The sequence below is a fragment of the Nocardioides sp. CER19 genome (assembly GCF_029846275.1).
In the GTDB taxonomy this organism is placed as follows: Bacteria; Actinomycetota; Actinomycetes; order Propionibacteriales; family Nocardioidaceae; genus Nocardioides.
In genome coordinates this window covers 772,866-798,926 of the sequence record NZ_JARVWS010000001.1, presented here as the reverse complement: position 1 = coordinate 798,926, position 26,061 = coordinate 772,866, and the positions used below count along the sequence as shown (strand labels likewise).

23 protein-coding genes are annotated in these 26,061 nt (G+C 71.5%); 8 read left to right on the top strand and 15 right to left on the bottom strand.

What is annotated here, in order from left to right:
- Nucleotides 1-59 precede the first annotated feature (59 nt).
- The 7 genes from QDS12_RS03880 to fbaA all read right to left on the bottom strand — a co-directional run bounded on the left by QDS12_RS03880 (nucleotide 60) and on the right by fbaA (nucleotide 9,476).
- On the bottom strand, nucleotides 60-1,448 hold the full coding sequence (locus QDS12_RS03880; protein ID WP_279877063.1) for a GH1 family beta-glucosidase: 1,389 nt from the start codon (nucleotides 1,446-1,448) through the stop codon (nucleotides 60-62).
- Entirely contained in the window at nucleotides 1,445-3,700 is a 2,256-nt protein-coding gene (gene yicI, locus QDS12_RS03875) for an alpha-xylosidase (protein WP_279877061.1), read from the bottom strand. Before yicI ends, QDS12_RS03880 begins: the two co-directional genes overlap by 4 nt.
- A gap of 31 nt (nucleotides 3,701-3,731) precedes the next feature.
- Entirely contained in the window at nucleotides 3,732-4,619 is an 888-nt protein-coding gene (locus QDS12_RS03870) for a carbohydrate ABC transporter permease (protein ID WP_279877060.1), read from the bottom strand.
- Nucleotides 4,616-5,554 (bottom strand): sugar ABC transporter permease, encoded by a 939-nt coding sequence (locus tag QDS12_RS03865; protein ID WP_279877058.1) that lies wholly within the window; start codon nucleotides 5,552-5,554, stop codon nucleotides 4,616-4,618. Before QDS12_RS03865 ends, QDS12_RS03870 begins: the two co-directional genes overlap by 4 nt.
- 106 nt (nucleotides 5,555-5,660) lie before the next feature.
- Nucleotides 5,661-6,986, bottom strand: coding sequence for an extracellular solute-binding protein (locus tag QDS12_RS03860; protein ID WP_279877057.1), 1,326 nt, complete (start codon nucleotides 6,984-6,986; stop codon nucleotides 5,661-5,663).
- A gap of 189 nt (nucleotides 6,987-7,175) precedes the next feature.
- On the bottom strand, nucleotides 7,176-8,360 hold the full coding sequence (locus tag QDS12_RS03855) for an ROK family transcriptional regulator (RefSeq protein ID WP_279877056.1): 1,185 nt from the start codon (nucleotides 8,358-8,360) through the stop codon (nucleotides 7,176-7,178).
- A gap of 84 nt (nucleotides 8,361-8,444) precedes the next feature.
- Complete coding sequence (gene fbaA, locus QDS12_RS03850) at nucleotides 8,445-9,476, bottom strand: class II fructose-bisphosphate aldolase (RefSeq protein WP_279877055.1); 1,032 nt, start codon at nucleotides 9,474-9,476, stop codon at nucleotides 8,445-8,447.
- Between the two features lie 283 nt (nucleotides 9,477-9,759).
- Here fbaA and QDS12_RS03845 point away from each other — a divergent pair, with 283 nt between their 5' ends.
- Nucleotides 9,760-10,470, top strand: coding sequence for a septum formation family protein (locus QDS12_RS03845; protein WP_279877054.1), 711 nt, complete (start codon nucleotides 9,760-9,762; stop codon nucleotides 10,468-10,470).
- 65 nt (nucleotides 10,471-10,535) lie between these two features.
- Nucleotides 10,536-11,408, top strand: coding sequence for a diacylglycerol kinase family protein (locus QDS12_RS03840; protein ID WP_279877053.1), 873 nt, complete (start codon nucleotides 10,536-10,538; stop codon nucleotides 11,406-11,408).
- On the opposite strand, the gene QDS12_RS03835 is transcribed toward QDS12_RS03840, so the two are convergent.
- On the bottom strand, nucleotides 11,344-11,937 hold the full coding sequence (locus QDS12_RS03835) for a GrpB family protein (protein WP_279877052.1): 594 nt from the start codon (nucleotides 11,935-11,937) through the stop codon (nucleotides 11,344-11,346). The two genes, QDS12_RS03840 and QDS12_RS03835, sit on opposite strands and share 65 nt — an antisense overlap.
- A 294-nt stretch (nucleotides 11,938-12,231) precedes the next feature.
- On the opposite strand from QDS12_RS03835, the gene QDS12_RS03830 reads away from it, so the two are divergent.
- Nucleotides 12,232-13,407 carry an HNH endonuclease signature motif containing protein gene (locus tag QDS12_RS03830; protein WP_279877049.1) on the top strand — a complete coding sequence of 392 codons (1,176 nt, stop codon included), beginning with the start codon at nucleotides 12,232-12,234 and terminating at the stop codon, nucleotides 13,405-13,407.
- Nucleotides 13,408-13,453: 46 nt separating this feature from the next.
- The gene (locus QDS12_RS03825; protein WP_279877047.1) at nucleotides 13,454-14,071 is read left to right on the top strand and encodes an AAA family ATPase; all 618 of its coding nucleotides are present in this window, start codon (nucleotides 13,454-13,456) and stop codon (nucleotides 14,069-14,071) included.
- On the opposite strand, the gene QDS12_RS03820 is transcribed toward QDS12_RS03825, so the two are convergent.
- A complete protein-coding gene (locus QDS12_RS03820; RefSeq protein ID WP_279877046.1) occupies nucleotides 14,027-15,979 on the bottom strand; it encodes a discoidin domain-containing protein in 1,953 nt (650 codons plus the stop codon). The two genes, QDS12_RS03825 and QDS12_RS03820, sit on opposite strands and share 45 nt — an antisense overlap.
- Nucleotides 15,980-16,085: 106 nt before the next feature.
- Nucleotides 16,086-17,603: an MFS transporter gene (locus QDS12_RS03815; protein ID WP_279877045.1), complete on the bottom strand. Its 1,518-nt coding sequence runs from the start codon at nucleotides 17,601-17,603 to the stop codon at nucleotides 16,086-16,088.
- A 114-nt stretch (nucleotides 17,604-17,717) separates the two neighbouring features.
- On the opposite strand from QDS12_RS03815, the gene QDS12_RS03810 reads away from it, so the two are divergent.
- Nucleotides 17,718-18,446, top strand: a complete 729-nt coding sequence (locus QDS12_RS03810; RefSeq protein WP_279877042.1) for a TetR/AcrR family transcriptional regulator — start codon at nucleotides 17,718-17,720, stop codon at nucleotides 18,444-18,446.
- On the opposite strand, the gene QDS12_RS03805 is transcribed toward QDS12_RS03810, so the two are convergent.
- Nucleotides 18,443-19,090: a TrmH family RNA methyltransferase gene (locus QDS12_RS03805; protein ID WP_279878454.1), complete on the bottom strand. Its 648-nt coding sequence runs from the start codon at nucleotides 19,088-19,090 to the stop codon at nucleotides 18,443-18,445. The genes QDS12_RS03810 and QDS12_RS03805 overlap by 4 nt on opposite strands.
- 98 nt (nucleotides 19,091-19,188) lie before the next feature.
- On the opposite strand from QDS12_RS03805, the gene QDS12_RS03800 reads away from it, so the two are divergent.
- Entirely contained in the window at nucleotides 19,189-19,884 is a 696-nt protein-coding gene (locus QDS12_RS03800) for a DedA family protein (protein ID WP_279877041.1), read from the top strand.
- 6 nt (nucleotides 19,885-19,890) lie between these two features.
- On the opposite strand, the gene pyrE is transcribed toward QDS12_RS03800, so the two are convergent.
- Complete coding sequence (gene pyrE / locus QDS12_RS03795; RefSeq protein ID WP_279877040.1) at nucleotides 19,891-20,418, bottom strand: orotate phosphoribosyltransferase; 528 nt, start codon at nucleotides 20,416-20,418, stop codon at nucleotides 19,891-19,893.
- A gap of 36 nt (nucleotides 20,419-20,454) precedes the next feature.
- Nucleotides 20,455-22,401, bottom strand: a complete 1,947-nt coding sequence (locus QDS12_RS03790; RefSeq protein WP_279877039.1) for a DUF5107 domain-containing protein — start codon at nucleotides 22,399-22,401, stop codon at nucleotides 20,455-20,457.
- 42 nt (nucleotides 22,402-22,443) lie between these two features.
- On the opposite strand from QDS12_RS03790, the gene QDS12_RS03785 reads away from it, so the two are divergent.
- Both QDS12_RS03785 and QDS12_RS03780 read left to right on the top strand, forming a co-directional pair.
- Entirely contained in the window at nucleotides 22,444-23,601 is a 1,158-nt protein-coding gene (locus tag QDS12_RS03785) for a pyridoxal phosphate-dependent aminotransferase (protein ID WP_279877038.1), read from the top strand.
- A gap of 82 nt (nucleotides 23,602-23,683) precedes the next feature.
- The gene (locus tag QDS12_RS03780) at nucleotides 23,684-23,974 is read left to right on the top strand and encodes a hypothetical protein (protein WP_279877037.1); all 291 of its coding nucleotides are present in this window, start codon (nucleotides 23,684-23,686) and stop codon (nucleotides 23,972-23,974) included.
- A 9-nt stretch (nucleotides 23,975-23,983) separates the two neighbouring features.
- Here QDS12_RS03780 and QDS12_RS03775 read toward each other — a convergent pair whose 3' ends face one another.
- Together QDS12_RS03775 and QDS12_RS03770 are read right to left on the bottom strand one after the other, a co-directional pair.
- Entirely contained in the window at nucleotides 23,984-25,117 is a 1,134-nt protein-coding gene (locus QDS12_RS03775; RefSeq protein ID WP_279877036.1) for a hypothetical protein, read from the bottom strand.
- A gap of 50 nt (nucleotides 25,118-25,167) precedes the next feature.
- Nucleotides 25,168-26,004, bottom strand: a complete 837-nt coding sequence (locus tag QDS12_RS03770; RefSeq protein ID WP_279877035.1) for an aldo/keto reductase — start codon at nucleotides 26,002-26,004, stop codon at nucleotides 25,168-25,170.
- Between the last annotated feature and the right edge of the window lie 57 nt (nucleotides 26,005-26,061).

Sequence of the window (26,061 nt, the reverse complement as noted above, 5' to 3'; positions counted from 1 at the left end):
CATGCGCCCCCGGCCTCTCCCGCGGCCGGGGGCGCATCGCGTTCGCGCCTGCCCCGGGGTCAGGAGGGCAGGGCGCGGGCGGACGCGAGGTCGGCGACCCAGCGCCCGCTGTCCTTGAGGATCCGCTCCTGCGTCGCGTAGTCGACGTAGGTGATGCCGAAGCGCTTGCTGTAGCCGTGCGCCCACTCGAAGTTGTCCATCAGCGACCACACGAAGTAGCCGGTGAGCGGGATGCCGTCCTCGACGGCCCGCAGCGCCTCGCCCACGTGGTCGCGCAGGTAGTCGACGCGCTGCTTGTCGTGCACCCGCTTCTCGCCGTCCTCGACGACCACGTCGTCAGCGAAGGCCGCGCCGTTCTCGGTGACCATCAGGTCGAGCTCGGGATAGCGCTCGTGCGCCCAGGCGAGCAGGTCGTAGAGACCGTGTGGCGCGAGGTGCCAGCCCATCTCGGTGAGCGGGCCAGGCTGCTCGACGGCCCGCACCCGGGTGGCCCCCGGATAGACGGTGCCCTCGGTCGGGCGCTCCGGACCGCGCGCCACCACCCCGGTCGTGTAGTAGTTGATGCCCAGCACGTCGATCGGCTGGTGGATCAGCTCCAGGTCTCCGGGCAGGACGAACGACCAGTCGGTGATGTGCCGGGTGTCGGCGACCAGGTCCTCCGGCAGGTGCCCGCGCAGCTGCGGCTCGGTCCACGCCCGGTTGTGCAACGCCTCGATCTGGCGCACGGCGTCACGGTCCTCGGCGCTGTCCGGGTCGGCCGGATAGAGCGAGGCCAGGTTGTGCGTGACCGAGTACGACGCGTCGGGCCGCGTCACCACCGAGCGCAGCGCCGCGATGCCGAGGCCGTGCGCCAGGTTGAGGTGGTGGACCGCCTGGAGGGCCTCGAGCTCGCTCTGGCGCCCCGGCGCGTGCCGCCCCTCGGCGTAGCCGACGTAGGCCGAGCAGAACGGCTCGTTGAGCGTCGTCCACGTCCGCACCCGGTCGCCGAGCCGGCGCCCGAGCGCGGCGGCGTAGTCGGCGAACGCCTCGCTGGTCTCCCGGCTCGTCCAGCCGCCGCGGTCCTGCAGCGCCTGCGGCAGGTCCCAGTGGTAGAGCGTCACGACAGGCTCGACGCCGCGGGCGAGGAGCCCGTCGACGACGCGCTCGTAGAAGTCGAGCCCGGCCGGGTTGACCGCTCCCGTCCCCGCAGGGACGACCCGCGGCCACGCGGTCGAGAACCGGTAGGCGTCGAGGTGCAGCGCCTGGATGAGGTCGAGGTCCTCGTCGACGCGGTGGTAGAAGTCGGCCGCTACGTCGCCGGTGTCCCCGTCGCGGGTCCGCCCGGGCGTGTGGCTGAACGTGTCCCAGATGCTCGGGCCGCGGCCGTCCTCGGTCGCCGCTCCCTCGATCTGGTAGGCGGCGGTGGCCGCGCCGAGGAGGAAGCCCTCGGGCAGCTCGCGGCGGCTCATGCCTGCACCCGCGTCACGCGCCAGGAGCCGGCCGCGTCAGTGGTCACGACGGGCTCGCCGTCGTCCCCGACCAGCACGTGGAAGGAGGCGGCGACGCCCTCCGGCTCGACGACCTCCACCACGCGCTCCTCACCGGCGGCCAGGCCCGGGAAGACCCGCAGCTCCAGCCCGTCGAGGTAGGGGTAGTCCGGCCGGTCGGTGCGCGCACCGACCGGCAGCACCGCGCCGGCGCGGACGTAGAGCGGCAGCGAGTCGTAGCCGTGCCGCTCGCGGCGCCAGCCGCCACCCTGCACTGTCGCCCCGGTCCACCAGTCGGTCCACGTGCCCGGCGGCAGGTAGACGTCGACCTCGCCGTCGGCCGAGAAGACCGGAGCGACGAGCAGGTCGGGGCCGAGCATGTACTGCCGGTCGACGTACGCCGCACCCGGGTCGTCGGGGAAGGCCACGACCATCGGGCGCATCAGCGGGATGCCGCGCTCGCTGGCCGCGAGGCCGTGGCGGTAGAGGTAGGGCATGAGCGACAGCTTGAGCTCCACGAAGCGGCGGGTGACGGCGACGGCGCTCTCCGGGCCCTCGTCGACCGCACCCGTCTGCGGGTCGGTGTCGAAGCTCCACGGCACCCGGTAGCTGTCACTCCCGTGCAGCCGGGAGTGGCTGGACAGGAGGCCGAACGCGGTCCAGCGCTTGAAGACGCCGGCGTCGGGCGTGCCCTCGAAGCCGCCGATGTCGTGGCTCCAGAAGCCGAACCCGCTCAGGGCCAGGGACAGGCCGCCGCGCAGAGACTCGGCCATGGACTCGTACGTCGACGTGTTGTCGCCGCCCCAGTGCACCGGCAGCCGCTGGCCGCCGACGGTGGCCGAGCGGGCGAACAGCACCGCCTGGTCCACCCCGTGCTCCTCGACGAGCACGTCGTGCACGGCCTGGTTGTAGAGCTGGGTGTACCAGTTGTGCATCTGCTCCGGGTCCGACCCGTCGAAGTAGACGACGTCGGTCGGGATCCGCTCGCCGAAGTCGGTCTTGAAGCAGTCGACGCCCTGGCGGACGAGGCGGCGCAGCTTGTCCTGGAACCACGCGGTGGCGTCGGGGTTGGTGAAGTCGACCAGTCCCATGCCGGCCTGCCACATGTCCCACTGCCAGACCTCGCCGTCCGGCCGCTTCAGCAGGTAGCCGAGCCCGGCTGCCTCGTCGAAGAGCGGGGAGCGCTGGGCGATGTAGGGGTTGATCCACAGGCTGACGTGGACGTCCTGCTCGGTGTGCAGCCGCTCGAGCATGCCGTCGGGGTCCGGGAAGCTGCGCGGGTCCCACTCGAAGTCGCACCAGTTGAACTCGCGCATCCAGAAGCAGTCGAAGTGGAAGACCGACAGCGGCAGCTTCCGCTCGGTCATCGCGTCGAGGAAGTGGTTGACCGTCTGCTCGTCGTACTGCGTGGTGAAGCTGGTGCTCAGCCAGAGGCCGTAGCTCCACGCCGGCAGCCTGGCCGGGCGACCGACCAGCTCGGTGTAGCGCTCCAGCACCTCGGCGGGCGTCGGGCCGAGGATGACGTAGTACTCCAGGCTCTCCCCCGGCACCGAGAACTGCACGCGCTCCACGGCCTCGCTGCCGACCTCGAAGGAGACCTTGCCGGCGTGGTTGACGAGCACGCCGTAGCCGCGGTTGGTGAGGTAGAAGGGGACGTTCTTGTAGGCCTGCTCGCTGGACGTGCCGCCGTCGGCGTTCCAGATGTCGACGACCTGGCCGTTCTTGACCAGCGGCCCGAACCGCTCACCGAGGCCGTAGACCAGCTCACCGACGCCGAGCGCGAGCTGCTCGTGCACGAAGGCGCCGTCGGGCGTCTGCGCGTAGCCGACCGAGCGCGGCCCGCTTCCGGTGAGCGTGCGACCGTCGGCCTCGAAGCGCAGCTCCCAGGGCGCGCCCGGGGTGACCACGGCCGAGAGCGCGCCGCTGCGCAGCGTCCCGCCGCCGTTCTCGGTCGTGACCTCGGCGACGCCCTCGCGGGCGCCGACCAGCTCGAAGCCGAGCGGTCGCCGCGCGCCGCGGAAGTGCTCGATGCGGACGCCGATCACGCCCTCGAGCGGCGAGCTGAGGGTGACGGTCAGCGTCGGCCGGTTGAGCGTGTCGCCCCGGGTCTCGATCACCTTGGTGGGCGCGGTGACGACGAGGGTGTCGCCGACCGCGTCGACGTCGTACGCCTCCCGGGCGTAGAGGACTGACGTGTCGGGCTGGAGCTGCCAGAAGCCGTCGGTGAACTTCAACGTAGGCCTTTCCGGTGTTCGGTTCCGCGCGTCACTTGACCGCGCCGGCGGTGACGCCGCGGGTCAGGGTGCGCTGGAAGATGAGGAAGAAGATGAGCGTGGGGATCAGCCCGAGGAGTGCCGAGGCGCTGGTGGTCGTCACGTCCATGAGGCGGTCGCCCTGCAGGCTCGCGACCGCGAGCGGCACGGTCTGCTTGTCGTTGCTGATGAGGAACGTCACCGGGATGAGGAACTCGTTCCACGTCCAGATGAAGAAGAAGATCAGCAGGACCGAGAGCGTCTGCCAGGAGACCGGTACGACGACCCGCCAGAGCGTCCGCCAGCGGCCGGCGCCGTCGATGGCGGCCGCCTCCAGGAGCTCCCGGGGGAAGCTGCTGTAGACGCTGGACAGCAGGTAGGTGCCGAACGCGCTCTGGATGACGGTGAAGATGATGATCACCGACCACTGGGTGTCGTAGAGCCCGACCGACTTGAACAGGTTGTAGAGCGGGTAGAGCAGCGCCTCCTGCGGCAGCATGTTGGCCAGCAGGAACACCAGCAGCAGCGGCAGCCGGCCGCGGACCCGACCGATGCCGAGCCCGTAGGCGTTGAAGAGCGACACGAGGACGCCGAGGACCGCGACCATCCCCGAGATGAAGATGCTGTTCCAGAGCTTCAGCGGGAAGTCGACCCGGTTCCAGAACGTCGTCAGCCCGTGGAAGCTCAGGTGGCTCGGGAGCTGGAGCGGGCCGCCGTTGTTGTAGTCGTCAGGCGTCTTGAAGGAGTTGAGCAGCAGCAGGATCAGCGGGAACAGCACGATCAGCGCGCCGAGCACCGCCCCTGCGAGCAGCAGCCAGTCGAACACGGTGCGTCGCGGGCGGGAGGCCGGCGGCCGGATGTCGATCTCGGTCGTCTGGGGACGGGTCTGCACGGCGGTCATCGCTGCTCCTCCTGACGCTCGACGCGACGCTGGGCGATCAGGAACACGGTGGCCACCAGGATGATGACCACGGTCAGGGCGGTCGAGATGGTGGCGCCGTACCCGACCTGCTGGCTCTGGAAGAACTCGCTGTAGGAGTAGTAGCTCGGGACGATCGTCGAGGTCCCAGGACCGCCGCGGGTGAGCGCGTAGACCGGGGCGAACACCTTGAGGGCGGCGATCGTGCAGGTGAGGGTCACGACGAAGATCTCGGGACGGATCACCGCGAGCGTGATGGCGCGGAACCGGTTCCACCAGTTGGCGCCGTCGAGCTCGGCCGCCTCGTAGAGCTCCGGGTCGACCCGCTGCAGGGCCGCCATGAAGACGACGACCGGGTAGCCGAGCTGCACCCAGATGAGCACGGCCATGATGGTCGGGAGCGCCCAGGTCGGGTCACCCAGCCAGTTCCGCTGGGCTCCGTCGAGCCCGACGGCGCCGAGCATCTCGTTGAGCGCGCCGTCCTGCGGCCGAGCGATCCAGCCGACGACGATGGCCGCGACGACGACGGGGATGATCTGCGGGATGTAGTAGGTCGCCCGCAGGAAGCTGGCGACCTTCCCGCCGAACTTCTTGCCGACCAGGTCGAAGAGGACCGAGGCGATGAGGAGGCCGACCAGCGTCGGCACGACCACCATCGCGATGATCATCGCGATGCTGTTCTCGAACGACTGCCAGAACTTGTCGTCGTGCATGAGGTGCTGCCAGTTCTGCAGCCCGACCCACTCCGGCGGACGGATCCCTCGGTAGAAGGTGAAGCTGTAGTAGATGTTCTGCCCCAGCGGCACCACGATGATGGCCATGACGAGCACGAACCCGGGCACGAGGTACCACCAGTAGCCGGCGCCGCTCGCGAGCGTCGAGCTGCGACTGCGACTGCGACTGCGAAGCTTCGGCATCGCTGTCCTTCCTGCGAAGGGCCCGCGAGGGCCCCGTTCTGCGGCGATCGGGCGAAGGCGAGGTGCGCCGGGTCCGAGGCGGAGTGGACCCGGCGCACCTGCCGGCTCAGAAGCCGCCGGTGATCTGGTCGACGCCGTCCTGGTACTCGGAGCCGAGCTCCTTGTTGACGTCGGCGGGCGACTTGGTGCCGTTGAGGAGCTCCTGCAGACCCGCGTTGATCTGGTCGTAGAACGTCGGGGTCGGCCAGTCGGGGTAGAAGCCGATGCCGTCCTTGTCGGTGAGGGTCGTGAAGTTCCCGATGAGCTCCTTGCTCTTCGGGTCGGTGATCGCCGAGGCGTCGGCGGCGACCGGGACTCCACCGTGGTTGCCCATCAGGTTCTGGATGTCGCTGCTCATCGTGATGTCGATGAACTTGTAGGCGAGATCCTTGTTCTCGGCCTTCTCCGGGACGACCCAGATGTTGCCGGAGGAACCGGGCGACATCGACGCGCCGGGGTAGAGGAACGTGCTCCAGTTGAACTTGGCCTCGTCGATGAACCGGCCGTACCACCAGCTGCCGGAGAAGAACATCGGCGCCTTGCCGTTGATGAAGCTGACGCCGGCGTCCTCGGCCTTCATGCCGGTGGCGTCCTTGGAGATGTAGCCCTTGTCCTGCCAGTCCTTGATGGTCTGGGTCGCATAGCTGATCTCGGGACCGGAGAAGTCGACCTTGTTCTTGTAGGTCTGGTAGTCGGTCACCCAGTCGCGGTCGGCCTTCGAGAGCGCGAGCTGGTACCACAGCTGGCCCAGCGGGTACTCGGCGGCGGACTCGGCCAGCGGGGTCACGCCGGCGGCCTTGAACTTGGCCATCGCCTGCTCGAGCTCGTCGGCCGAGGTCGGCACCTTGACGCCGTACTTATCGAACAGGTCCTTGTTGTAGTAGAACTCGACGTACTCGCCGTAGTTCGGGATGCCGTAGTAGCTCCCCGAGCCCATGACGCCCTTGTCGTCGTACTTGGCGGTGGTCTGGAGGCTGGCGGCGAGCTTCTTGTCCCACCCGTAGGCCTTGACGGCCTTGTCGAGGTTGCCGAGCAGGCCCTGGCTGGCCAGCAGGCCGGCGGTCGCGTTGCCCTTGTTGTACTCCATGACGTCGGGCGCCTTGTCGGAGTTGAGGACCTGGCTGGCCGTGGTGCGGATCTGCTCGAACGCCTTGGGCTCGAACTTGACCTTGGCGCCGGTCTCCTTCTCGAACTCCTTGATGGCGGCGTTCCACGCGACGCCCATCGCGCTGGTGTCGGACTCGTAGTGCCACAGCGTGAGCGTGCGCCCCTTGCCGTCCACCTTGGTGCTGACGCTGTCGTTGTCGCTGCTGCCGCTGGAGCCTCCGCAGCCGGACAGCACCAGGGCGCTGACGGCGATGGCGGCACCGAGCGCGAGACGCGCACTGCGCATGGCGATCCTCCTCGATCCCGAGCGGGCGTCGGATGCCTCGCTCCTTTTGTTCTCGACGCGAACATAATGGCGACCGGGAGGTAACGCAAGTCACAGATCGGCAAAGACCGCAGCTTCCGGCGGAGGTATCGCCGGACTCGGCCTCCGTGCCCGGCCGTACTCGGTCCGGTGCTCGGTCCCGTGCGCGACTCAGGACGCGGGCAGGAAGCCGGCAGGATCGCGCAGCAGCTCGCCGAAGACCAGCTCGGCGGCTCCGATCATCAATTGCTCGACGCCCAGGGCGGCATCGCGGACTTCCACGTTCTCGCGGCTCGAGGCCACCGAGGCCTCGGTCAGGTCGCGCGCGGACGCTCGGTGCAGCGCCGAGAGGAACCCCGAGAGCACGACGGCCTCCGGGTTGAGGATGTTGAGCGCGTTGCGGACCGCGATGCCCAGCAGCGCCGACTTCTCCTCGACCAGCGCGGCGACGGCGGGGTCCTCGCTCGTGGTCAGCCGGTCGGCCAGGAGGCCGGCCTCGGCCGCGGTCAGGCCGACGGCCTCGAGGAGGGTGGCCTGGTCGACCTCGGCCTCCAGGCAGCCCCAGCCGCCGCAGTGGCAGGCGACGCCGCCCGGGCGGACCACCGTGTGCCCGAACTCGCCGGCATAGCCGCCGCTGCCGGTCAGCAGTCGCCCGTCCAGGATCACGCCGCCGCCGATGCCGCTCGCACCGCCGATGAGGTAGACGAGGTCGCGCAGCCCCCGGCCCGCGCCGAACTGGCTCTCGGCCCGCATCGCGAGCGTGGCGGCGTTCGCCGCCCACGCCCGCAGCCCCGTGGCCGCGGCGAAGAGATCGGTGATCGGCTCCTCGGTCCACCCCAGGTGGGTCGCCTGGCGTACGACGCCGTCGGAGATGCGCACCTGGCCCGGGATCGCGAGCCCGATGCCGAGCACGCGGTAGCGCGGCGGGTCGTCCGCGAGCATGCCTCGGATCGTGGCCGCGGCGAGTCCGACCACGCTGGGGAGGCGGGTATCCGGCGTCTCGATCCGGGCGTGCTTGATGACGTTGCCCCCGAACCCCACGAGACCGATGTGGACGGCGTCGACCTCGGGGTTGACCGAGATCGCGACGACGTCGTCCGCGGGAGACACCAGCCCACTGGGCCGGCCCGCCCGGGTCGTCGAGGCGGGCTCGGTCTCGGCGGCGAGACCCAGCTCCTCCAGGTCGGCGACGATGCCGGCCATGGTCGAGCGGCTGATCCCGACGACGCGGGTCAGCTCGGAACGAGGAGTCGGCCCGTGCTGGTGCAGCAGCTCCAGCACGCGCGAGAGGTTGGCGCGCCGGAGCTGCTCAGTGGTTCCGGAGCGGGTCCCACCCACCGCCACCCTGCTCGCCATGGCGCGACCCTAGCAGTTCGGGCCCTTTTGTTCCCTACGCGAACAAAAGGCCGGCTCCAGCGCCCTCCGGGGCCCTTTCGGGCCTCAGCCGATGGACTGTCCGGCCGAGCCGAGGTGCTGGGCGCCCTCGACCACGCGGCTCGCCATGCCGGCCTCGGCGGCCTTGCCCCAGGCGCGCGGGTCGTAGGACTTCTTGTCGCCGACCTCGCCGTCCACCTTGAGGACACCGTCGTAGTTGCGGAGCATGTGGTCGGCCACCGGGCGGGTGAAGGCGTACTGGGTGTCGGTGTCGATGTTCATCTTCACGACGCCGTAGGACACCGCGGCGGCGATCTCCTCCGCCGACGAACCGGAGCCGCCGTGGAAGACCAGGTTGAACGGCTTGCTGCCCTCGGGCATCGCCAGCTTCGCGGCGACGGCTGCCTGCGCCTCGCGCAGGATCTCCGGGCGGAGCTTGACGTTGCCGGGCTTGTAGACGCCGTGGACGTTGCCGAAGGTGAGCGCGGTCAGGTAGACGCCCTTCTCCCCGAGGCCGAGCGCCTCGGCGGTCGCGATGGCGTCCTCGGGCGTGGAGTAGAGCTTCGCGTCCATCGCCCCGACGATGCCGTCCTCCTCGCCGCCGACCACGCCGACCTCGATCTCGAGCACGATCTTGGCCTGGGCCGCCCGCGTCAGGAGCCCCTCGGCGATCTGCAGGTTCTCGTCGAGCGGCACCGCCGAGCCGTCCCACATGTGCGACTGGAAGAGCGGCTCCTCGCCGCGCGCCACCCGCTCCACGGAGAGCTCGATCAGCGGCCGGACGAAGCCGTCGAGCTTGTCCTTCGAGCAGTGGTCGGTGTGGAGGGCGACATTGATCGGGTAGGACCTGGCGACCTCGGCGGCGTACGCCGCGAAGGCGGCCGAGCCGGCGACCATGTTCTTGATCGTGGGACCGGACAGGTATTCCGCGCCACCCGTGGAGATCTGGACGATGCCGTCGGAGCCGGCCTCGGCGAAGCCCGCCAGCGCGGCGTTGAGCGTCTGCGAGGAGGACACGTTGATGGCCGGGAAGGCGAAGCCCTTCTGCTTGGCCGTGGCCAGCATCTCGGCGTACTTCTCAGGAGTGGCGATGGGCATGTGGGGTCTCCTCACGCATGCGGTGGGTCGGCTCCGGCCAATCTAGGGCCGCGTCGCCCGCTCGGTAACCGCTGAATTCGATTGGCACGATCCAAGGTTCGTGAGAACTGCCACGCGCTCCCGCAGGTCGGCGAGCCGCGACGACCGGTGTTGCCGCCGGGCCGTCTTCGGGGTGACGCTGTCGTTGACACGCCGCCAGGCGGAAGCGTCCCGATCACGGTTCTCTGCGACGAAAGCCGATCGCCGGGTGGACAGTCGTCCTACTTGCGTCGAAAGGACCGACATGCCGTCTCGAGCCCGTTTCCTGCTGGTCGCGGTCGCGACCGTTCTCGCCTCCACCGTCCTGACGCCGAGCGCCGACGCGGCCGCGCCGACGCCGAGGGTCGGGCAGTGCCACCGCCTCACGACGACGCAGATCTCGCGCCGCTCCGACACCGGGCCGGCCGTCAGGTGCCGGAGGGGCCACACCACCCAGACCGTCGCGGTCCCGTCGCTGCCGAGCCTTGCCGGGCTCACCCCCGCCCAGCTGGAGGCGCTCGGTGAGCGCGCCTGCTTCCCGGCGGTGGCGCGGGCGCTCGGCAGGACGAGTGCCAAGCGGTCCCTCTCCGCCTACCGCTTCGTGTTCTTCTTCCCGACCCCTGCGCAGGTCACCGCCGGAGCGCACTGGGTGCGGTGCGACGTGGTCCTGCGACACGGCCGTTCCAACGCGCGGCTGGTCGGCCGGCTCCCGAAGCCGATCGTGCCGCGTCGTCTCACCGACGACGTACGCCTGTGCATGACCCGTGCCGGCGCCTTCACCGCCTGCGACCGCAGGCACGCGTTCCGCTCGCTGAGGGCGGTCAGGGTCCGCGGGACCGCCTTCCCGACCGGCCAGGGCTTCTCCGCCGCCAGCGCCCGGTGCGGTAGGCGGGCCGACGTCTTCACCACACCTACGGCGTCGGAGTGGAGCGCCGGCGACCACACCATCGTCTGCTTCACCAGGACCAGGGCGTAGGGACGGGAGACACTCGAAGCGGCCGACCGGGGCTGACCTGGGCATCGCCTGGTTACTGTCGCGCCATGCGCTACCTCGTGGTGGTCTCGCCGGCGGCGGGGAACACCGATGACTCGAAGCTCACCCGCGCCCTCACCGTGCTCCGAGGATCGGGGGCCGAGGTGGAGCTCGTCGAGTCCGGGTCCCCCGACGAGCTCGACACCGTGCTCGACCGCGTCGACGATCGGGTGCTCGTCGTCGCCGGCGGCGACGGGAGCCTTCACGCGGTGGTCCAGGCGCTGCACGACCGCGGCAAGCTCGCGTCGGTGACGCTGGGGCTGGTGCCCCTCGGCACCGGCAACGACTTCGCCCGGTCGCTCGACGTGCCGCTCGCCCCCGAGGCCGCTGCTCACGCCATCGTCGAGGGCACACCCTGTCGGCTCGACCTGCTGGTCGACGACCACGACGGCGTGGTGGTCAACAGCGTCCACACGGGTGCGGGGGCCGCGGCCGCCCGGGCCGCCGACCGTTGGAAGGCGCGCCTCGGGCGGGCGGGGTACGTCGTCGGGGCGCTGACCACCGCCGTCAACCCGCCCACGGTGCGGGTCAGGGTCGTCGTCGACGGCCGCGTCGTCCACGACGGCCGGGTCCTCCAGGTCGCCGTCGGCAACGGGGCCTACGTCGGCGGCGGCACCGCCCTGACGCCGGACGCCGACCCGACCGACGGGGCCGCCGACGTACTCATCGCGCGTCCGGCGACGGGGTGGGCGCACGTCACGTACGCGGCCGGCCTGCTGGTCGGGCGCCACCACCTCCACGAGGATGTCGACACCTTTCGCGGCAGGGTCGTCGAGGTGACCGGCGAGCGGTTCTGGTGCAGCGTCGACGGGGAGCTCACCGGTCCGCACCACGCCCGCCGGTGGCGGGTCGAGCGGTCGGCGTACTCGCTGATCCGTTGACGGCGAGGATCTGCGCCCGCTCCGCCGCCGTGACCAGCGACGACTCCTCGAGGACTCGTTGCAGGACGTCCGACTTGGCCGCGATGTAGGTCGTGATGTCCATGTCGGGATCCGCGGCGAGCGACCGCTTCACCGCGGCGTACTCGTCGCGCAGGTCCGCACGTCCCCGGAGCACGTCACGGACCGCGAGGTGGTTGCGGACGTTCAGCGTCCCGGCGACGCAGACGTAGACGTGCCGGCGGGGATCCTCGTCGGGGGCGAGGAAGGCCTCCCGGTCGGTGACGCCCAGGTCTCCGCGGTGGACGTAGCCCACCGACTCCAGGACGGCGATCGCCCGAGCGACCTGAGGCCGCTCGACGATGACGTCGATGTCGAGGATCGGCTTCGCCGCGAGACCGGGAACGGACGTGGAGCCGACGTGCTCGACGCGAGCCGTCGGGACGCCGCCCAAGGCCGTGCGCAGGACCACGGCCACGCTCTCGAACCGCGCCGGCCACTCGCTGTCGTAGGCCACCACTTCGACTGCCACGCGGGGATCGTCTCACGGGTGGTCGAGCGCGTGGATCACCGGGCGTGAGCGGGGCACGACCAGCCATCGATATCCACAACCGGTGGACGAGTCGGTGGACAGAACTGGCTTCTGAACTGCAGAAATAGGGTCGAGCATCACTTGTGACGAGAATAGAACAGGTGTACGGTAAGAACCGACGACGAGACAATCTCATATCTCCCCGCAGCCGTCACAGCTGCCCGTCGGAAGCCTGGTCTCGTCATGTCGGTACTCGCCCACAGGACCCCTCCGGTCCTCGTGTGTGTGGAGACCATGGAAGCGGCGTTGGCCGAGGTCGCCGATGCGAACCCGGCGTTCATGACCCTCGACGAACGAGCCGAGGCGATGCGCCGGCTCGCAGCGGTCCAGGCGCGCGCCGACGAGCTCGGCCTCCGCCTGATGTCCGCGTCGGTCGACGTCGCCGAGACCGAGGTCCAGCGTGACGTCGCGGCCTGGCAGGTCGCGCACAACCGGCGGGACATCCGGACGGCGAAGGCAGACCTGCGGCTGGCCAGGGCGCTCGACGACAGGTTCACGCAGCTGCGCGACGCCATGGCCGACGGACGGGTGCATCTCGACCAGGCCCACGTCATCGCCGCCGCCCTGGACAGGTTGCCGAGCGACCTCGGTGCGGACGTGATGGCGGCCGCCGAGCGGATGCTGGTCGACCTCGCGTCCCAGCACACCCCACGGGAGCTGGGCCGGCTCGGGCGGCGCATCCTCGACACCGCCGCCCCGGACGTCGCCGAGCAGACCCTCGCCCGTCAGCTGGAGACCGAGGAGGCCGAAGCCCGTCGGAAGACCCGGCTGTCGCTCCGGCCGAACGGCGACGGCACGACGAGGATCACGGCGGTGGTCCCCGACGCGAGCGCCCTCCGGCTGCAGACGTTCCTCGACGCGCTCACGTCACCACGACAGGGCGCCAACCGCGGCCACGGCCCCTACCCCAAGATCCTCGGTCAGGCGTTCTGCACGCTGCTGGAGCGGGTCGACCCCGACGCGCTGCCCCGACACGGCGGCCGGGCCACCACCGTCGTGGTCACCGTCAGCCTCGAGTCGCTCCGCAAGGAGCTCGGCGCCGGCGACCTGATCGGCGGCGACGCGCTGTCCGCGACCGAGGTCCGGCGGCTCGCCTGCTCGGCCGGGATCGTGCCCCTGGTCCTCGGCGGGAAGGGCGAGATCCTCGACCTCGGCCGGCAGCAGCGGCTCTTCACCGCAGCACAGCACCAGGCGCTCGTGATCTGGGACCAGACCTGCCGCGGCGAGGGGTGCGACGTCCCCGGGACCTGGTCCGAGGCCCATCACTGGGTCCCCTGGAGCCGGGGCGGAGCGACCGATCTCGACGACGGGGTCCTGCTCTGCTCGTTCCACCACCATCGGGTGCACGATCCTCGGTTCACCGCCGATCGGCTCCCGAACGGTGGCGTGAGGTTCACGCGACGCAGGTAGGAGGACCCCGCGGAGCTCGAGCGCCGACATCGATAGGTTGCGCGCTGTGGAGAACGAGCGCCTCGGGCGCATCATCCTCTTGAACGGCGCGTCGAGCTCGGGGAAGAGCAGCATCGCTCACGCCCTCCTGGGGCTCCTCGCCGCGCCCTGGTTCTTCTTCCCAGTCGACGCCCTCGGGGCGATGCGCTCCACGCAGCACACCCGTCCGCTCGACGACGCCGAGGTCGAGGCGATGCTCCGACGTACTCGACGTGGCTATCACCGAGCCGTCGCCGCGCTGGCGTCTGCCGGCAACGACGTGATCATGGACTACCCGCTCAGCGAGCCTTGGCGCCTGGCGGACCTGCTCGAGGTCCTGGAGACCTACGACGTCACCCTCGTGGACGTGCTTTGCTCGCCCGACGAGCTCGACCGCCGGGAGGCGGCTCGGCGCGACCGCCCGATCGGACTGGCCAGGTCGCAGTCACGGGTGTTCGAGCACGACGACCGCGACATCGCCGTCGACACCACGGCAACAGCTCCCGATGCCTGCGCCCGCGCCATCGTCGCCGAGCTCCCGCGCATCACCCACCCCAAGGCGTTCGAGCGACTCCGGATGCCTGCGCCCCTGCGTGCACGCTCAGCGGTAGAGCCGGAGGTCGGCGATGCTCCACCAGCTCCCTGACGTGGCCGTCTGGGTGACCCGGACGAACCGGGCGGTGGTCGGCGGGACGTCCGCGTTGATCAGCTGACCCGTGCCGGTCCCGCTCGCGACGTCGCGCCAGGCGGTGCCGTCATCGCTCACCGAGACGGTCCAGCCGCGGGGGTAGTCGCCGAGGTTGTCGCCAGCGTCGACCGCGACGCGTGCGAAGGCGGTGCGCTTGCCGAGGTCCACGGTGAGGGACTGGACGGGCGCCTGCGCCGTACCGCTGGACCAGCGGGTGGAGGCGTCGGCGTCGATCGCCAGGGCGGCGTCCGCGGGGCTCGACGTGGCGGTCGCGGTGGCGTCGGCCAGCGACAGCTGCCGCAGCGTGCGGCCGTGCCCGACGGCGGAGGCGGGCCACGTGAAAGTGGCCAGGGCGCCGCCGGGGAGCGTGTAGTCGAACGACCGGTCGCCGACGGCGACAGCGAAGGAGCGCGGGTCGTCGTTCTCGTTGTGCACGACGAGCACGGTGGTGCCGTCCGGGTTCCGGAACGCCACGTCCATGATCTGGCCGTTCCAGCCGGTGGTCCCGAACGAGGTCGAGCCGATCCGCACCGCGCCCTTGTCGACGAACTTCGAGAGGTGGCCGATCGTGTAGTACTCGGCGTTCTCGGTGACGCTTCCGTCCGGGTGCACGTCGAGCAGCCCGGTGCAGGTGTCGCAGCCACCGAGGTGCGGGCCGCCGTCGTGGTGGAGGACCAGGTTCCAGTCGCTGATCGTGCGGGCCCAGTTGCGGGTGACGCCGATCGTGATGGTGCGCGCGTGCCAGGTGAGCGTGCTGCGGAAGTACTGCTCCGGCGTGTCCGTCGCGCCGTGCGAGCCGGAGCACTCGGTGAAGAAGACGTCCTTGCGCGGGAAGGCGTCGTGCAGCGCCGTCTGGGCGCTCGGGTCGCCCGAGTAGCAGTGGTACGCCGTCCCGGCGACCCAGCGCGCGGCCGGTGTCTGCAGCAGCCGGTAGGGGTAGTCGGTCTCCGGGTCCTCCCCCGGCGGCGTGTTGGCGACGTCGTTGGGGTGCTCGGTCCAGTTGTGGTCGTAGCCGAGGATCTTCGTCCGCGGGCTGACGCGCTGGAGCAGCGGGCCCAGCCGCTCGATGACGGCCGCCTCCTGCCGCACCGGCAGGTCGGTGCCGGGGTAGCCGCTCGGCGTACGGTTCTGCGGCTCGTTCTGCACCGTGAGGTAGTCGATCGGCACGCCTGCTCGCGTGTAGTCCCGCACGAACCGCGCGAGGTAGCGGGCGTAGGCGTCGTAGATCCGCGGGTCGTCGATCAGCCTCCCCCCGACCAGGGAGTCGCCGGTCTTCATCCAGGCCGGCGGGCTCCACGGGGACGCCACGACCTCGAGCGTGGGGTTGAGTCGCCTCGCCTGGCGCAGCAGCGGGAGGATCTGGACCTCGTCGTGGGCGATGCTGAAGTGCCGTAGCCCGAAGTCGGTCCCACCCGGCGCCACGTCGTCGTAGGTGTAGTGCTCGCTCGCGGCCGTGAAGTCCGAGGACCCGATCGGCTGGCGCAGGAAGCTGACGCCGATGCCGCCGTCCCGGCTGAACATCGACCTCATCGCCCGATCGCGAGCCGCCGGCGTCAGCTCGGAGAGGACCGACGCCGACGAGTCGGTGAGCGCCCCGCCGAAGCCGACCATCCGCTGGTAGGTCTGGCGCGGCTCGACCGTGATCGTCGTCCTCGGCGAGCCGCCGCCGCGGAACCGCACCGGCGCCTGCGGCGCGAGCCGCTGGGCGCCGTCCGGCGTCGTGACCCAGACCGAGACGACCCCCGGCGGCTGCTGCGCACCGCCCCGCGCGTCGTGCGCCGCGGTCGCCGTTGCCGTGCCGGTGAGCGCCGCCGCCGTCGCGAGTGCCGCGCCGGTGACGATGAGCCGTCGTGTCGTGGAGTGCATCCCGAGTCCTCCCTGGCCGAGCAGTACGAGGACCGTAACGTGCCTCGTGTGACCGGCGCCACACCCCGACGCGGACGACCCGCGGCGGAGTGTGGGCGCCGGTCGGTCAGCCGCTGACCTCCGCCTCCGTCCGCCCCCGCACCGCGGTCAGGACGGCGGTGGCGAGCAGGAGGACCAGACCACCGACGGCGGCCGCGTGGAGCCCGTGGACGTACGCCGTCCGGGCGGTCGCGACCACCGCGTCCCCGAGCGGGCCGGGCAGCCGGCCGGCGACGGCCAGCGCGCCCGGCAGCGACTCCCCCGCGGGCGTCCCTGCCACCGCCGCGGGCAGGTGCGCGCCGGCGAAGGCTGAGTAGGCAGCGGTGCCGAGGCTGCCCAGGAGCGCGATGCCGAGGGCGCCGCCGAGCTCGGTCGCGGCCTCCGACACGGCCGACCCGGCTCCAGCCTGGGCCGGGTCGAGCGAGCCGAGGACGTGCTCGCCGGCGATGCTCATGACGCTGACCATCCCCACGGCGAGGACGCCGGCGCCGGTCAGCACGAGCCAGAGGCTGTCGGTACCTGCCCGGGTGAGCACGAGGAAGCCGGCGGCTCCGACGAGCAGACCCGCCGTCGTGACCCGGCGCGCGCCGATGCGGGCGGCGAGGGTCGCGGCGGCGGGGGCGGCGCCCGCGACCAGCACGGTGGGCGCGAGCGCCCAGAGCGCGGCCTCCAGGGCCGACTTGCCGAGGACCAGCTGCAGGTAGGCGGTCATGAACACGGCGTTGCCCACGATGGCGAAGGTCGCGACCGCGTTGACCCCCACGGCCGTCGTGTAGCGGCGGTTGCGGAGCAGCCCCGGCGGCAGCAGCGGGTGCGGGTGGGTGAGCTGCCGGCGTACGAACAGGACACCGGCAGCGAGCCCGACCAGGAGGCACAGCGGCCACGCGGGCTCCAGGCCGTGGGCCGCCCACTCCTTGATCCCGTAGACCGCCGGCAGCACGGCCACCAGCGACAGCACCGCGCTCGGCACGTCGAACGGCACGCCGCGCCGGGACGGCGTCGCGGGCAGCAGCCGGGGGCCGACCAGGAGCAGCAGCGCCATCGCGGGCAGGTTGATCAGGAACACCGAGCCCCACCAGAAGTGGTCGAGCAGGAGCCCGCCGAGCACGGGGCCGAGGCCGATGCCGCCCGTCATGACGCCGGTCCAGATCGCCACGGCCTTCGCCCGCTCGCGCTCGTCGTGGAACATCGTCCGGACCATCGCAAGGGTCGACGGCATCAGCGTCGCGCCGGCCACCCCGAGGACCGCCCGCGCCGCGATGAGCATCTCGGCGCTCCCGGCGTACGCCGCGCACACGGACGTGGCGCTGAAGCAGACGGCGCCGGCGAGCAGCACCCGCTTCGCGCCGACGCGGTCGGCGACGGCACCCATCGTCACCAGCAGCCCGGCCAGCACGAAGCCGTAGACGTCGAAGATCCACAGCTGCTGCGTCGCCGAGGCGTGCAGCTCGACAGTGATCGCCGGCACCGCGAAGTAGAGGACCGAGACGTCCATCGAGACCAGCAGCAGCGGGAGCGCCAGGACGGCGAGGGCGGTCCACTCCCGTCGACCCGCGCGGACGGGTGGGTTCAGCGTCGTGCTCATGAGCACTCCTTTGCGTATTCCATAAACTGTTTCTGGGATACGCAGAAGGTAGTCTGCTCACTGCGTACGATGCAAGCAATTGTCGAGACGGACCGCGACCAGCCGAGGAGAGCGATGGCAGAGCCCGAGGTGTCCCGCGCGGTCCGCGCGCTGTGGGGCATCCACGACGCCGTCCCGCGCCGGGGCCCGAAGCCGGCGATGTCGGTGCCGGCGATCGCCCGAGTCGCGGTCGCGCTGGCGGACGAGGAGGGGCTGGACGCCGTGTCGATGGCGTCGGTCGCCAAGCGGCTCGGCTTCACCGCGATGTCCCTCTACCGGTACGTCGACACGAAGGACGACCTGCTCCAGGTGATGCTCGACGCGGCCTACGGCCCGGTGACCCTGCCGGCGCCCGAGCCCGGCGACGGCTGGCGCTCCGCCGCGACCGCGTGGGCCCGCGCGCTCCTCGACCGCTGCCTGGCGCACCCGTGGCTGGTCGACGTACGCATGTCCTCGCCGCCGCTCACGCCCCACAGCGTCGGCTGGATGGACGCCGGCCTGCGCGCGCTCGGCGGGACCGGGCTGGGGCCGCAGCAGGTCGCGTCGTCACTCCTGATCCTCGACGGCTACGTGCGCAGCCACGTCCGTCTGCTGCACGAGTACAGCGAGGAGGGCCTGCGCACCTGGTCGACCCGGCTGCGCAGCGTCATCGACGAGGAGGCGACCCCGACGGTCTGGATGGCACTCCAGGCCGACGTGTTCGACGACGAGCCGGCCGAGGAGGGGCCGTGGCCCTCCGACGACTTCGTGTTCGGGCTCGAGATCGTGCTCGGGGGCATCGAGCAGCTGGTCGAGGGGTCCTAGCCCCGCCACGCCTCTCCGGACGACAGGTCGGCGTGCTCGCGGACCCAGGTGTGCATCGCGATCGCGGCGGCCGACGACGCGTTGATGGAGCGGGTCGAGCCGAACTGCGCGATCGAGAACGTCCCGTCGCACGCTGCACGAGCCTCCTCGGAGAGCCCGGGCCCCTCCTGGCCGAACAGGAAGCAGACGTCGCGCGGGACGTCGGTCGTCTCGAGGTGCAGCGACCCGGGCAGGTTGTCGATGCCGAGCAGCCGGACCGGCCCGCCGGGGAGCTCGTGCAGGTAGGCGGCCAGGTCGGGCACCGACGCGTGGTGCCGGACGTGCTGGTAGCGGTCGGTCACCATGGCGCCGCGCCGGTTCCACCGCCTGTTGCCGACGATGTGCACCTCGGCCGCGAGGAACGCGTTGGCGCTCCGGACGATCGTCCCGATGTTGAAGTCGTGCTGCCAGTTCTCGATGGCGACGTGGAAGGCGTGGCGCCGGGTGTCGAGATCGGCACGGATCGCCTCCATCGACCAGTAGCGGTAGCGGTCGACGACGTTGCGTCGGTCACCGTGCTCGAGCAGCTCCGGGTCGTAGCGCGGGTCGTCCGGCCACTCGCCCTGCCACGGTCCGACACCGACCTCGGCGGGCCCGTGCGGCATCGGGTCGTACGGCGCCCGCTGGCCGTCGGAATTGGCCACGACCGCCTGATCGTCGTACTCGCGCACGCGCCTGAGCGTAGGGCAGGTACCGTGAGCACGTGTTCCTCGACCTGATCCAGCCGCTCCTGCTCGGCATGAAGTGGATGGACCCCGACTGGCTGCTCGGCACCTTCGGATCGGCGCTGTTCTGGCTGAGTCTGGTGATCGTGTTCGTCGAGTGCGGGCTGTTCTTCCCGTTCCTGCCCGGAGACACGCTGCTCTTCGCGATGGGACTCTTCATCGGCACCGACCGTGTCGACATCGTCCCGGGTGGCCACGGCGTCGACCTCGTGGTCGCGCTGCTGCTGTTCATGATCGCCGCCTTCGGCGGCAACGTCGCGGGCTACGAGATAGGCCGCAAGATCGGGCCGCGCATCTACGAGCGCAACGGCAGGCTGATCAAGCGGGAGTACCTCGAGCAGACGTCGCACTTCTTCGACGTGCACGGCTCCAAGGCGCTGGTGATCGGCCGGTTCGTGCCGTTCGTGCGCACCTTCATCACGCTCGTCGCCGGCGTCACGCGGATGAACCGCGCGAAGTTCATGATCTGGAGCGCGGTCGGCGCCGCCTTGTGGGTCGCCAGCATCACGCTGCTCGGCTACTTCCTCGGCCGGTCGTTCCCGTGGCTGGGCGACAACATCGACTACGTGACGATCGGGCTGCTGCTCATCACCGTCATCCCGATCGCGATCGAGGTCCGGCGCAAGCAGAAGCGCGACCGGCAGGCCAAGGGCCAGCCGCAGAACGTCCGCTGACCGCCGTCAGGAGCCGACGGCGTCCAGCTCGGCGCGGGTCAGCACCGAGCGGATCTCGAGGTCGACGTCGCGCAACGACTCGCCCGGCTCGGGCGAGCGGTCGATCGCGCAGACGACCGTGTCGATGACGGCGCCGGCGGGGCGCAGCGCGTTGACGGCGTCGCGCACCGCACCGCCGGAGGTGATGACGTCCTCGATGAGCGTGACCCTCCGGCCGGCGAAGTCCGGGCCCTCGGCGAGCTTCGCGGTGCCGTACTCCTTGGCCTTCTTGCGGATGAAGATCACCGGGATACCGGTCCTGGCCGAGACCATGGTCGCGATCGGGATGCCGCCCATCTCCAGGCCGCCGAGCAGCTCGGTGCCCTCCGGCAGCAGCTCGACCATCCGCGCGGCGACCCGGTCGAGGAGCGCCGGCTGGGCCTCGAAGAGGTACTTGTCGAAGTAGGTGTCCGAGACCTGGCCCGAGCGGAGCGTGAACTCCCCGTGCAGGCGGCAGGTGGCGTCGATGTCGGCGGCGAGGGTCTCATCGGTCACGGGCCCCAAGCGTAGTGAGTTCCCCGGGGCGCGGCGTCAGTGCATCCGGAAGTCCAGCCGCGCCGGCAGCGGCGGCGGGTCGGCGGTGCCCCGCGCCCGGTGGTAGCCGGCCCACAGGTCGGCGAGCGAGTCCTCGCCCTCCCGCAGGTCGTCGACGACCAGGTCGGAGTCGAGGATGGGCCCGGCCCGCTCGAGGTCGCCGGCGCCGAGCGCGGCCCGCAGCTCGAGCAGCCGCACGCGCCCGTGGCGGCGCGCGGGCTCGGGGACGACGTCGAGCAGCTCGAGCGCCTCGTCGGGCCGGCCGGCGTCCAGCAGCGCCTGCATGGCCTCGGCGGTCAGCGCCCGCTCGCCCGGCGCCAGGGCGTGCGCGCGGCGGTAGTGGTCGGCGGCGGCCTGGACGTCACCGGCCACCTGCTCGGCCACGGCCAGGTTGCGCAGCGCCCAGGCGGTGACCCGGTGGGCCAGGGAAGCCTCGAACGCCGCACGGGCGTCGACGAGCGCGCCGGCGTGCCAGCGCGCGACGCCACGGTGGAGCCAGGTCGCCCAGTGCTCGGGGGCCGTCTCGAGCAGCCCCGCCCAGCCCTCGCCGACGACGTAGGACTCCGGCGGCCGCGCCGGGTCCGCCTCGGGAAGCTCGCCGGTGCGCAGCAACGCGAGCCACGGCTCCTGCTCGGCACCCAGCGTGTCGTCGGGCCACGGCGTGCCGGCATCGGGCAGTGGCTGCTCCCCCGCCGCCTGGCGCCGTTGCCGCTCCAGCGCGCCCCATCCCGAGCCGGGACGCAACACCTCGTCGACCGGTCGGTCGGCGCGGGCGGCCGCGAGCGCGAGCTCGTCCTCCAGGACCCCGCCCGGCGCGATCGCGTCAGCGGCGCGCGCGACCGCCTCCTGCGCGACACTCCAGGGTCCATGGGCCGCGGCCGGGTCGAGCTCGGCCATCCCGTAGGCCTCGACCCACGACCACGTCTCGCCCGCCGGCATCGGCAGGTGCTCGAGCTGGGTGCGGGCGAGTCCGGCCTGGATCTCGACGTACGGGCTGCCCTCGCCGGAGAGGAACTGCTGCCACCGGCGGCCGCCGACCGAGCGGCCCCACACGAACAGCTTGCGGCCCACGAGGCGCCGGGTCGACACCTGCAGCAGGCCGCGGCCGTCCGCGTCGAGCGCGCTGATCCACGGCCGGGACGCGGCCCGGCAGTCGAAGAACCAGTCGGCGGGCGACGGCGCGGTGGCGGGCCGGGAGAGGTCCCGACCGTCGTCGTCGGGCACCGATACGACCTGCAGCCCGCTGTCGTAGGCGTAGTGGTAGGCCGAGTCGGCCGGTACGACGACGCGCAGGTCGTCGGTCTCGGGCACGGCCGCGTTCGACCACCAGTAGACCGGCACGGTCCGGGTGGTCGGGTTGACGATCCGCACGGTCACCAGCAGCACGGGCGACCCCGGCTGCAGGCTGACGTCGAGGCTGTAGACGAGCTCGCGGGTGCGCTCGTACTCGTACATCCGGAGCACCGGTACGCCGTCCGCGCCCGTGACCCGCACGGTGTGCAGCGGCTCGCACGTCAGCGTCGTGTGGCCGGTGGTCCCGAGGTTCCACTCGACGCCGCCGGCGAACCAGGCGTTGCGCAGGGCGAGGTTCGCGGGCTGCAGGATCGGGTTGCGGTGCAGCAGCTCCCGGCCGCTGGGGAGGTGCACCAGCGACCACAGCCGGCCGCCGAGCCCCGGGAGGAACGTCGCCCTCAGGACGTCGTTCTGCAGGACGGCCACCTCGACGTCCCGCTCCTCGCGCACACGGCCGTAGCCGTCCTGGACGAGGTAGGGCAGCAGCGTGGGCAGGTGCCCGTAGGCGACGTTGGTCCTCATCTCGTCGTCGTCGACGTGGATCCGCACGCCGTCGTGCGGGTCCGTCGTGCGGCGCAAGGGCGGCAGCGGGTTCGCGGGGCCCAGGCCCGCGACGGGCATGCGGAGCGTGCCCAGGGTCAGGGACGTCACGGTGGACATCCTGCACCTGGGATCCACCCCTAGATTGGCCACGTGACCGTGTCGCGCCTGCAAGGCATCCCGCCGACCATCTTCACGACCATGTCAGCCCTCGCGCTGAGGACCGGCGCCGTCAACCTCGGCCAAGGCTTCCCCGACGTCGACGGACCGCCGGAGGTGATCGCCGAGGCGGTCGCGGCGCTCCAGGGCGGGGCGAACCAGTACGCCCCCGGACCGGGCGTGCCCGCGCTGCGCCAGGCGATCGTCGAGCACCAGCAGCGCCACTACGGCCTGACGTGGGACCCCGACTCACAGGTCGTGGTGACCACCGGCGCGACCGAGGCGATCGCCGCAGCGACGCTCGGGCTCATCGAGCCGGGCGACGAGGTGGTCGTGCTCGAGCCCTACTACGACTCCTACGCGGCGATGCTGCAGATGGCGGGCGGCGTACGTCGACCGGTGACCCTGCGGGCGCCCGACTTCCGTCTCGACGTGGACGAGCTGCGCGCGGCCGTGACGTCGCGGACCCGGTTCGTGCTGCTCAACTCGCCGCACAACCCGACCGGGACGGTGCTCTCCCGGGACGAGCTGGCCGAGATCGCCCGGCTCGCGGTCGAGCACGACCTCACCGTGATCACCGACGAGGTCTACGAGCACCTCACCTTCGGCGTCGAGCACGTCCCGATCGCGACGCTTCCCGGCATGGCCGAACGCACGCTGACCATCTCCTCGATCGGCAAGTCCTACTCCTTCACCGGCTGGAAGGTCGGCTGGGCCACCGGGCCGGCTCACCTGGTCTCCGCGCTCATGTCGGCCAAGCAGTGGCTGACGTTCACCACCGGCGCGCCCCTGCAGCCGGCCGCCGCCTTCGCACTGACCTCGGCCGCCGACTTCCCGAAGGAGCTCGCCGCCTCGCTCCAGGAGCGCCGCGACCTGCTCCTCACCGGGCTGGCCGACGCCGGCCTGCCGACCCGCACGCCCGACGGCACCTACTTCGCGGTCAGCGACATCACCCACCTCGGCTGGGAGGACGCGACGGCGTTCTGCCTGGCACTGCCGGAGCGGGTCGGGGTGGTCGGCATCCCGGTCCAGGGCTTCTACGCGGACCACCCCGATGCCGGTCGGCAACTGGTGCGGTGGACCTTCTGCAAGCGCCCCGAGGTGCTCGCTGAGGCCACCCGGCGCCTGGGCGCCGGGACCCTGACGCCCTAGAAAACTCGCGTGGCAGGAATTCGACGAGGCACGTCATATCTGCCACTCGCGACACCCCGGAGGGCGGTCGGACCATCGAGGTATGGCTGCAGATCACTCCCGGTCGATGCGCCACCTGGCCCTTCGACTCCTCAGACGCCTCAAGGACGCCCACGTCGCTCAGACGGAGCTGTGGGAGCGCACGATGCTGCGCCAGGAGCCGTGGCGGGAGGAGCTCCTGCACTGGTCGTTCGACGGGGCGACGTGGCAGCTGCACGGCAGCGTCCTCCCCGCGTCCGGCGGCAGCCGGCGCAGCGTCACCCGGGGCGGGTGGTGCCCTCGCTCCGGCGCCCGCGTGCCCGGCCCGCCGCGACCCTCGCCGCTGGACACCTAGGAGAGGACCTCAGCGGTGGCCGAACCACGCGCTGACGTCACGCCGCAGCAGCAGCGCGAAGACGGCTCCGGCACCGACCAGCGGCACCACCATGCCGGCGTTGACCAGGGCGCACACGAGGAGTCCGAGTCCGGCCGCGCCGGTCGAGACGAGCAGGAGGACCCGGGCCCATCCGACGCCGCGCAGCACGAGGAAGGCGAGGACGCAGGCGGCCAGCACCCACAGGACGATCATGCCGGCCATGCCGGCGAGCAAGCCGCGCAGCAGCCCGACCGTGATGGTGCCGTCGCGGACCAGCTCCGGGTTCTGCTTGGTCATCTCGTCCATGAGGGTCTCGGGCGAGGCGATCAGCCAGGCGGCGCCGACCACGAAGAGGCCACCGAGGAGCACCGAGCACACCCAGGTCAGGACCACCGCGGCCATGACGGCCGGCGGGCGATGGGTCTTCTCGGGGCGCGCGACCGGCGCCTGCGCGGGCGTGGGTGCCTGCACCGGGGCGGTCGGGGGCGGCCAGCTCGCCTGGGGAGGCGGCCAGCTCCCGGCGGGCGGCGGCCAGCCGGCGTACGGCGGCGGCTGCTCGGTCCCCTGATCGGACCCCTCCGGCCCGGTCGGCGGCTCGGTCGGCTGCTCGGCCGGACGCTGGGGCTGCTGGATCCGCTGTTGGGTCCGCTCCCCGGTCCGCTGCTGGCCGGGGGCGCCCTGCTCGGGGGCCGGCTGCCACCGGCCCTCGAACCAGTCACGCGCCGGTTGCAGCCAGAGCAGCACGATCGCGACCGCGACGGCGGTGGAGAGGATCCCGCCGGTACCGATCCCGGTGATGAAGAGCGGGACCGCGAGGACGCTCAGCGCGATCCGCGCCGACTTGGACCGGTGGAGCACCTGCCAGCCGAGGATCGCGGTCGCGGTCGCGCAGGCCGCGGCGACCATCGAGAGCACACGGATGATGTCCAGGATCCGGTCGACGCTGACGCCCATGGTGTCGAACGGCGGCTCCCCCAGCATCTTCTCGACGGTGTCGCGGGTGTCGATGCTGTGCAGTCCGGCGATCTGCTGGAACACGGTCAGCACGACCGCGGCCGACCCCGCCACGATCATCGAGGCGGCGATGGTCACCTGCCGGGGCCGGGGAAGTGCTAGGGGCATGCGGGACATTGTGCCGTCCCCTTGTCAACGTCAGTCACCTGCGGAGGGGGCTACATCTCCTCGTGCACGTCCGGGTCGCCGCCGAACAGCCGCCCGTCGGGACGACCGAGCGCGGTGATCGCAGCGACCTCGTCGTCGGTGAGCTCGAAGCCGAACACGTCGAGGTTCTCGGCCTGCCGGGACGGGGTGGCCGACTTGGGGATCGGGACGGAGCCGAGCTGGACGTGCCAGCGCAGGATCACCTGGCCCGGAGTGACCCCGAGCCGCTGGGCGGCCGAGCTGACCGGCTGGGCGTCGTACTGCGCCTGCCGCTTGCCCATCGGGCTCCACGCCTCCGTGCGGATGCCGAGCTCCTCGTGGACGGCCCGCATCGACTCCTGCGGGAAGAGCGGGTGCAGCTCGACCTGGTTGACCGCCGGCGTCACGCCGGTCTCCTCGATGATCCGACGCAGGTGCGCCTTGGTGAAGTTGGAGACGCCGATCGTCTTCACCAGGCCCTGCTTCTGCAGGTCGACGAGCGCCTGCCAGGCCTCGCCGAAGAGACCCTGACTCGGGTTCGGCCAGTGGATGAGGTGCAGGTCGAGGTGGTCGAGCCCGAGCCGCTGCAGCGACTCCTTGGTCGACGAGATCGCGAGGTCGTAGGCGTGGTGGCGGCCGGGGATCTTGCTCGTCACCCGGATCTCGTCCCGCGGGACGCCGGAGCGGCGCAGGGCCTCGCCGACCTCGGTCTCGTTCTCGTAGTTCACGGCCGTGTCGACCAGCCGGTAGCCGGTCTCCACGGCGTTGACGATCGCCGCGATCCCGTCCTCCCCGCGCATCGGGTAGGTACCGAACCCGATGGCGGGAAGGGCGGTGCCGTCGTTCAGGTCGTACGTCGGGACGCTCATGGTCCCGACGTTAGCGGCTCGCCCCCGCCGCCCCTGCCCGGCCGGTCAGGTGCGCGG

What these genes read in the sequence shown, in the direction of transcription:
- fbaA (WP_279877055.1), bottom strand. Translation starts at nt 9,476, where the DNA reads ATGCCCATCGCCACTCCTGAGAAGTACGCCGAGATGCTGGCCACGGCC.
- QDS12_RS03815 (WP_279877045.1), bottom strand. Translation starts at nt 17,603, where the DNA reads ATGAGCACGACGCTGAACCCACCCGTCCGCGCGGGTCGACGGGAGTGG.
- QDS12_RS03805 (WP_279878454.1), bottom strand. Translation starts at nt 19,090, where the DNA reads ATGCCGCACGGGCCCGCCGAGGTCGGTGTCGGACCGTGGCAGGGCGAG.
- QDS12_RS03870 (WP_279877060.1), bottom strand. Translation starts at nt 4,619, where the DNA reads ATGACCGCCGTGCAGACCCGTCCCCAGACGACCGAGATCGACATCCGG.
- QDS12_RS03810 (WP_279877042.1), top strand. Translation starts at nt 17,718, where the DNA reads ATGGCAGAGCCCGAGGTGTCCCGCGCGGTCCGCGCGCTGTGGGGCATC.
- QDS12_RS03830 (WP_279877049.1), top strand. Translation starts at nt 12,232, where the DNA reads ATGGAAGCGGCGTTGGCCGAGGTCGCCGATGCGAACCCGGCGTTCATG.
- QDS12_RS03845 (WP_279877054.1), top strand. Translation starts at nt 9,760, where the DNA reads ATGCCGTCTCGAGCCCGTTTCCTGCTGGTCGCGGTCGCGACCGTTCTC.
- QDS12_RS03865 (WP_279877058.1), bottom strand. Translation starts at nt 5,554, where the DNA reads ATGCCGAAGCTTCGCAGTCGCAGTCGCAGTCGCAGCTCGACGCTCGCG.
- QDS12_RS03855 (WP_279877056.1), bottom strand. Translation starts at nt 8,360, where the DNA reads ATGGCGAGCAGGGTGGCGGTGGGTGGGACCCGCTCCGGAACCACTGAG.
- QDS12_RS03780 (WP_279877037.1), top strand. Translation starts at nt 23,684, where the DNA reads ATGGCTGCAGATCACTCCCGGTCGATGCGCCACCTGGCCCTTCGACTC.
- QDS12_RS03770 (WP_279877035.1), bottom strand. Translation starts at nt 26,004, where the DNA reads ATGAGCGTCCCGACGTACGACCTGAACGACGGCACCGCCCTTCCCGCC.
- QDS12_RS03820 (WP_279877046.1), bottom strand. Translation starts at nt 15,979, where the DNA reads ATGCACTCCACGACACGACGGCTCATCGTCACCGGCGCGGCACTCGCG.
- QDS12_RS03880 (WP_279877063.1), bottom strand. Translation starts at nt 1,448, where the DNA reads ATGAGCCGCCGCGAGCTGCCCGAGGGCTTCCTCCTCGGCGCGGCCACC.
- QDS12_RS03840 (WP_279877053.1), top strand. Translation starts at nt 10,536, where the DNA reads ATGCGCTACCTCGTGGTGGTCTCGCCGGCGGCGGGGAACACCGATGAC.
- QDS12_RS03860 (WP_279877057.1), bottom strand. Translation starts at nt 6,986, where the DNA reads ATGCGCAGTGCGCGTCTCGCGCTCGGTGCCGCCATCGCCGTCAGCGCC.
- QDS12_RS03775 (WP_279877036.1), bottom strand. Translation starts at nt 25,117, where the DNA reads ATGCCCCTAGCACTTCCCCGGCCCCGGCAGGTGACCATCGCCGCCTCG.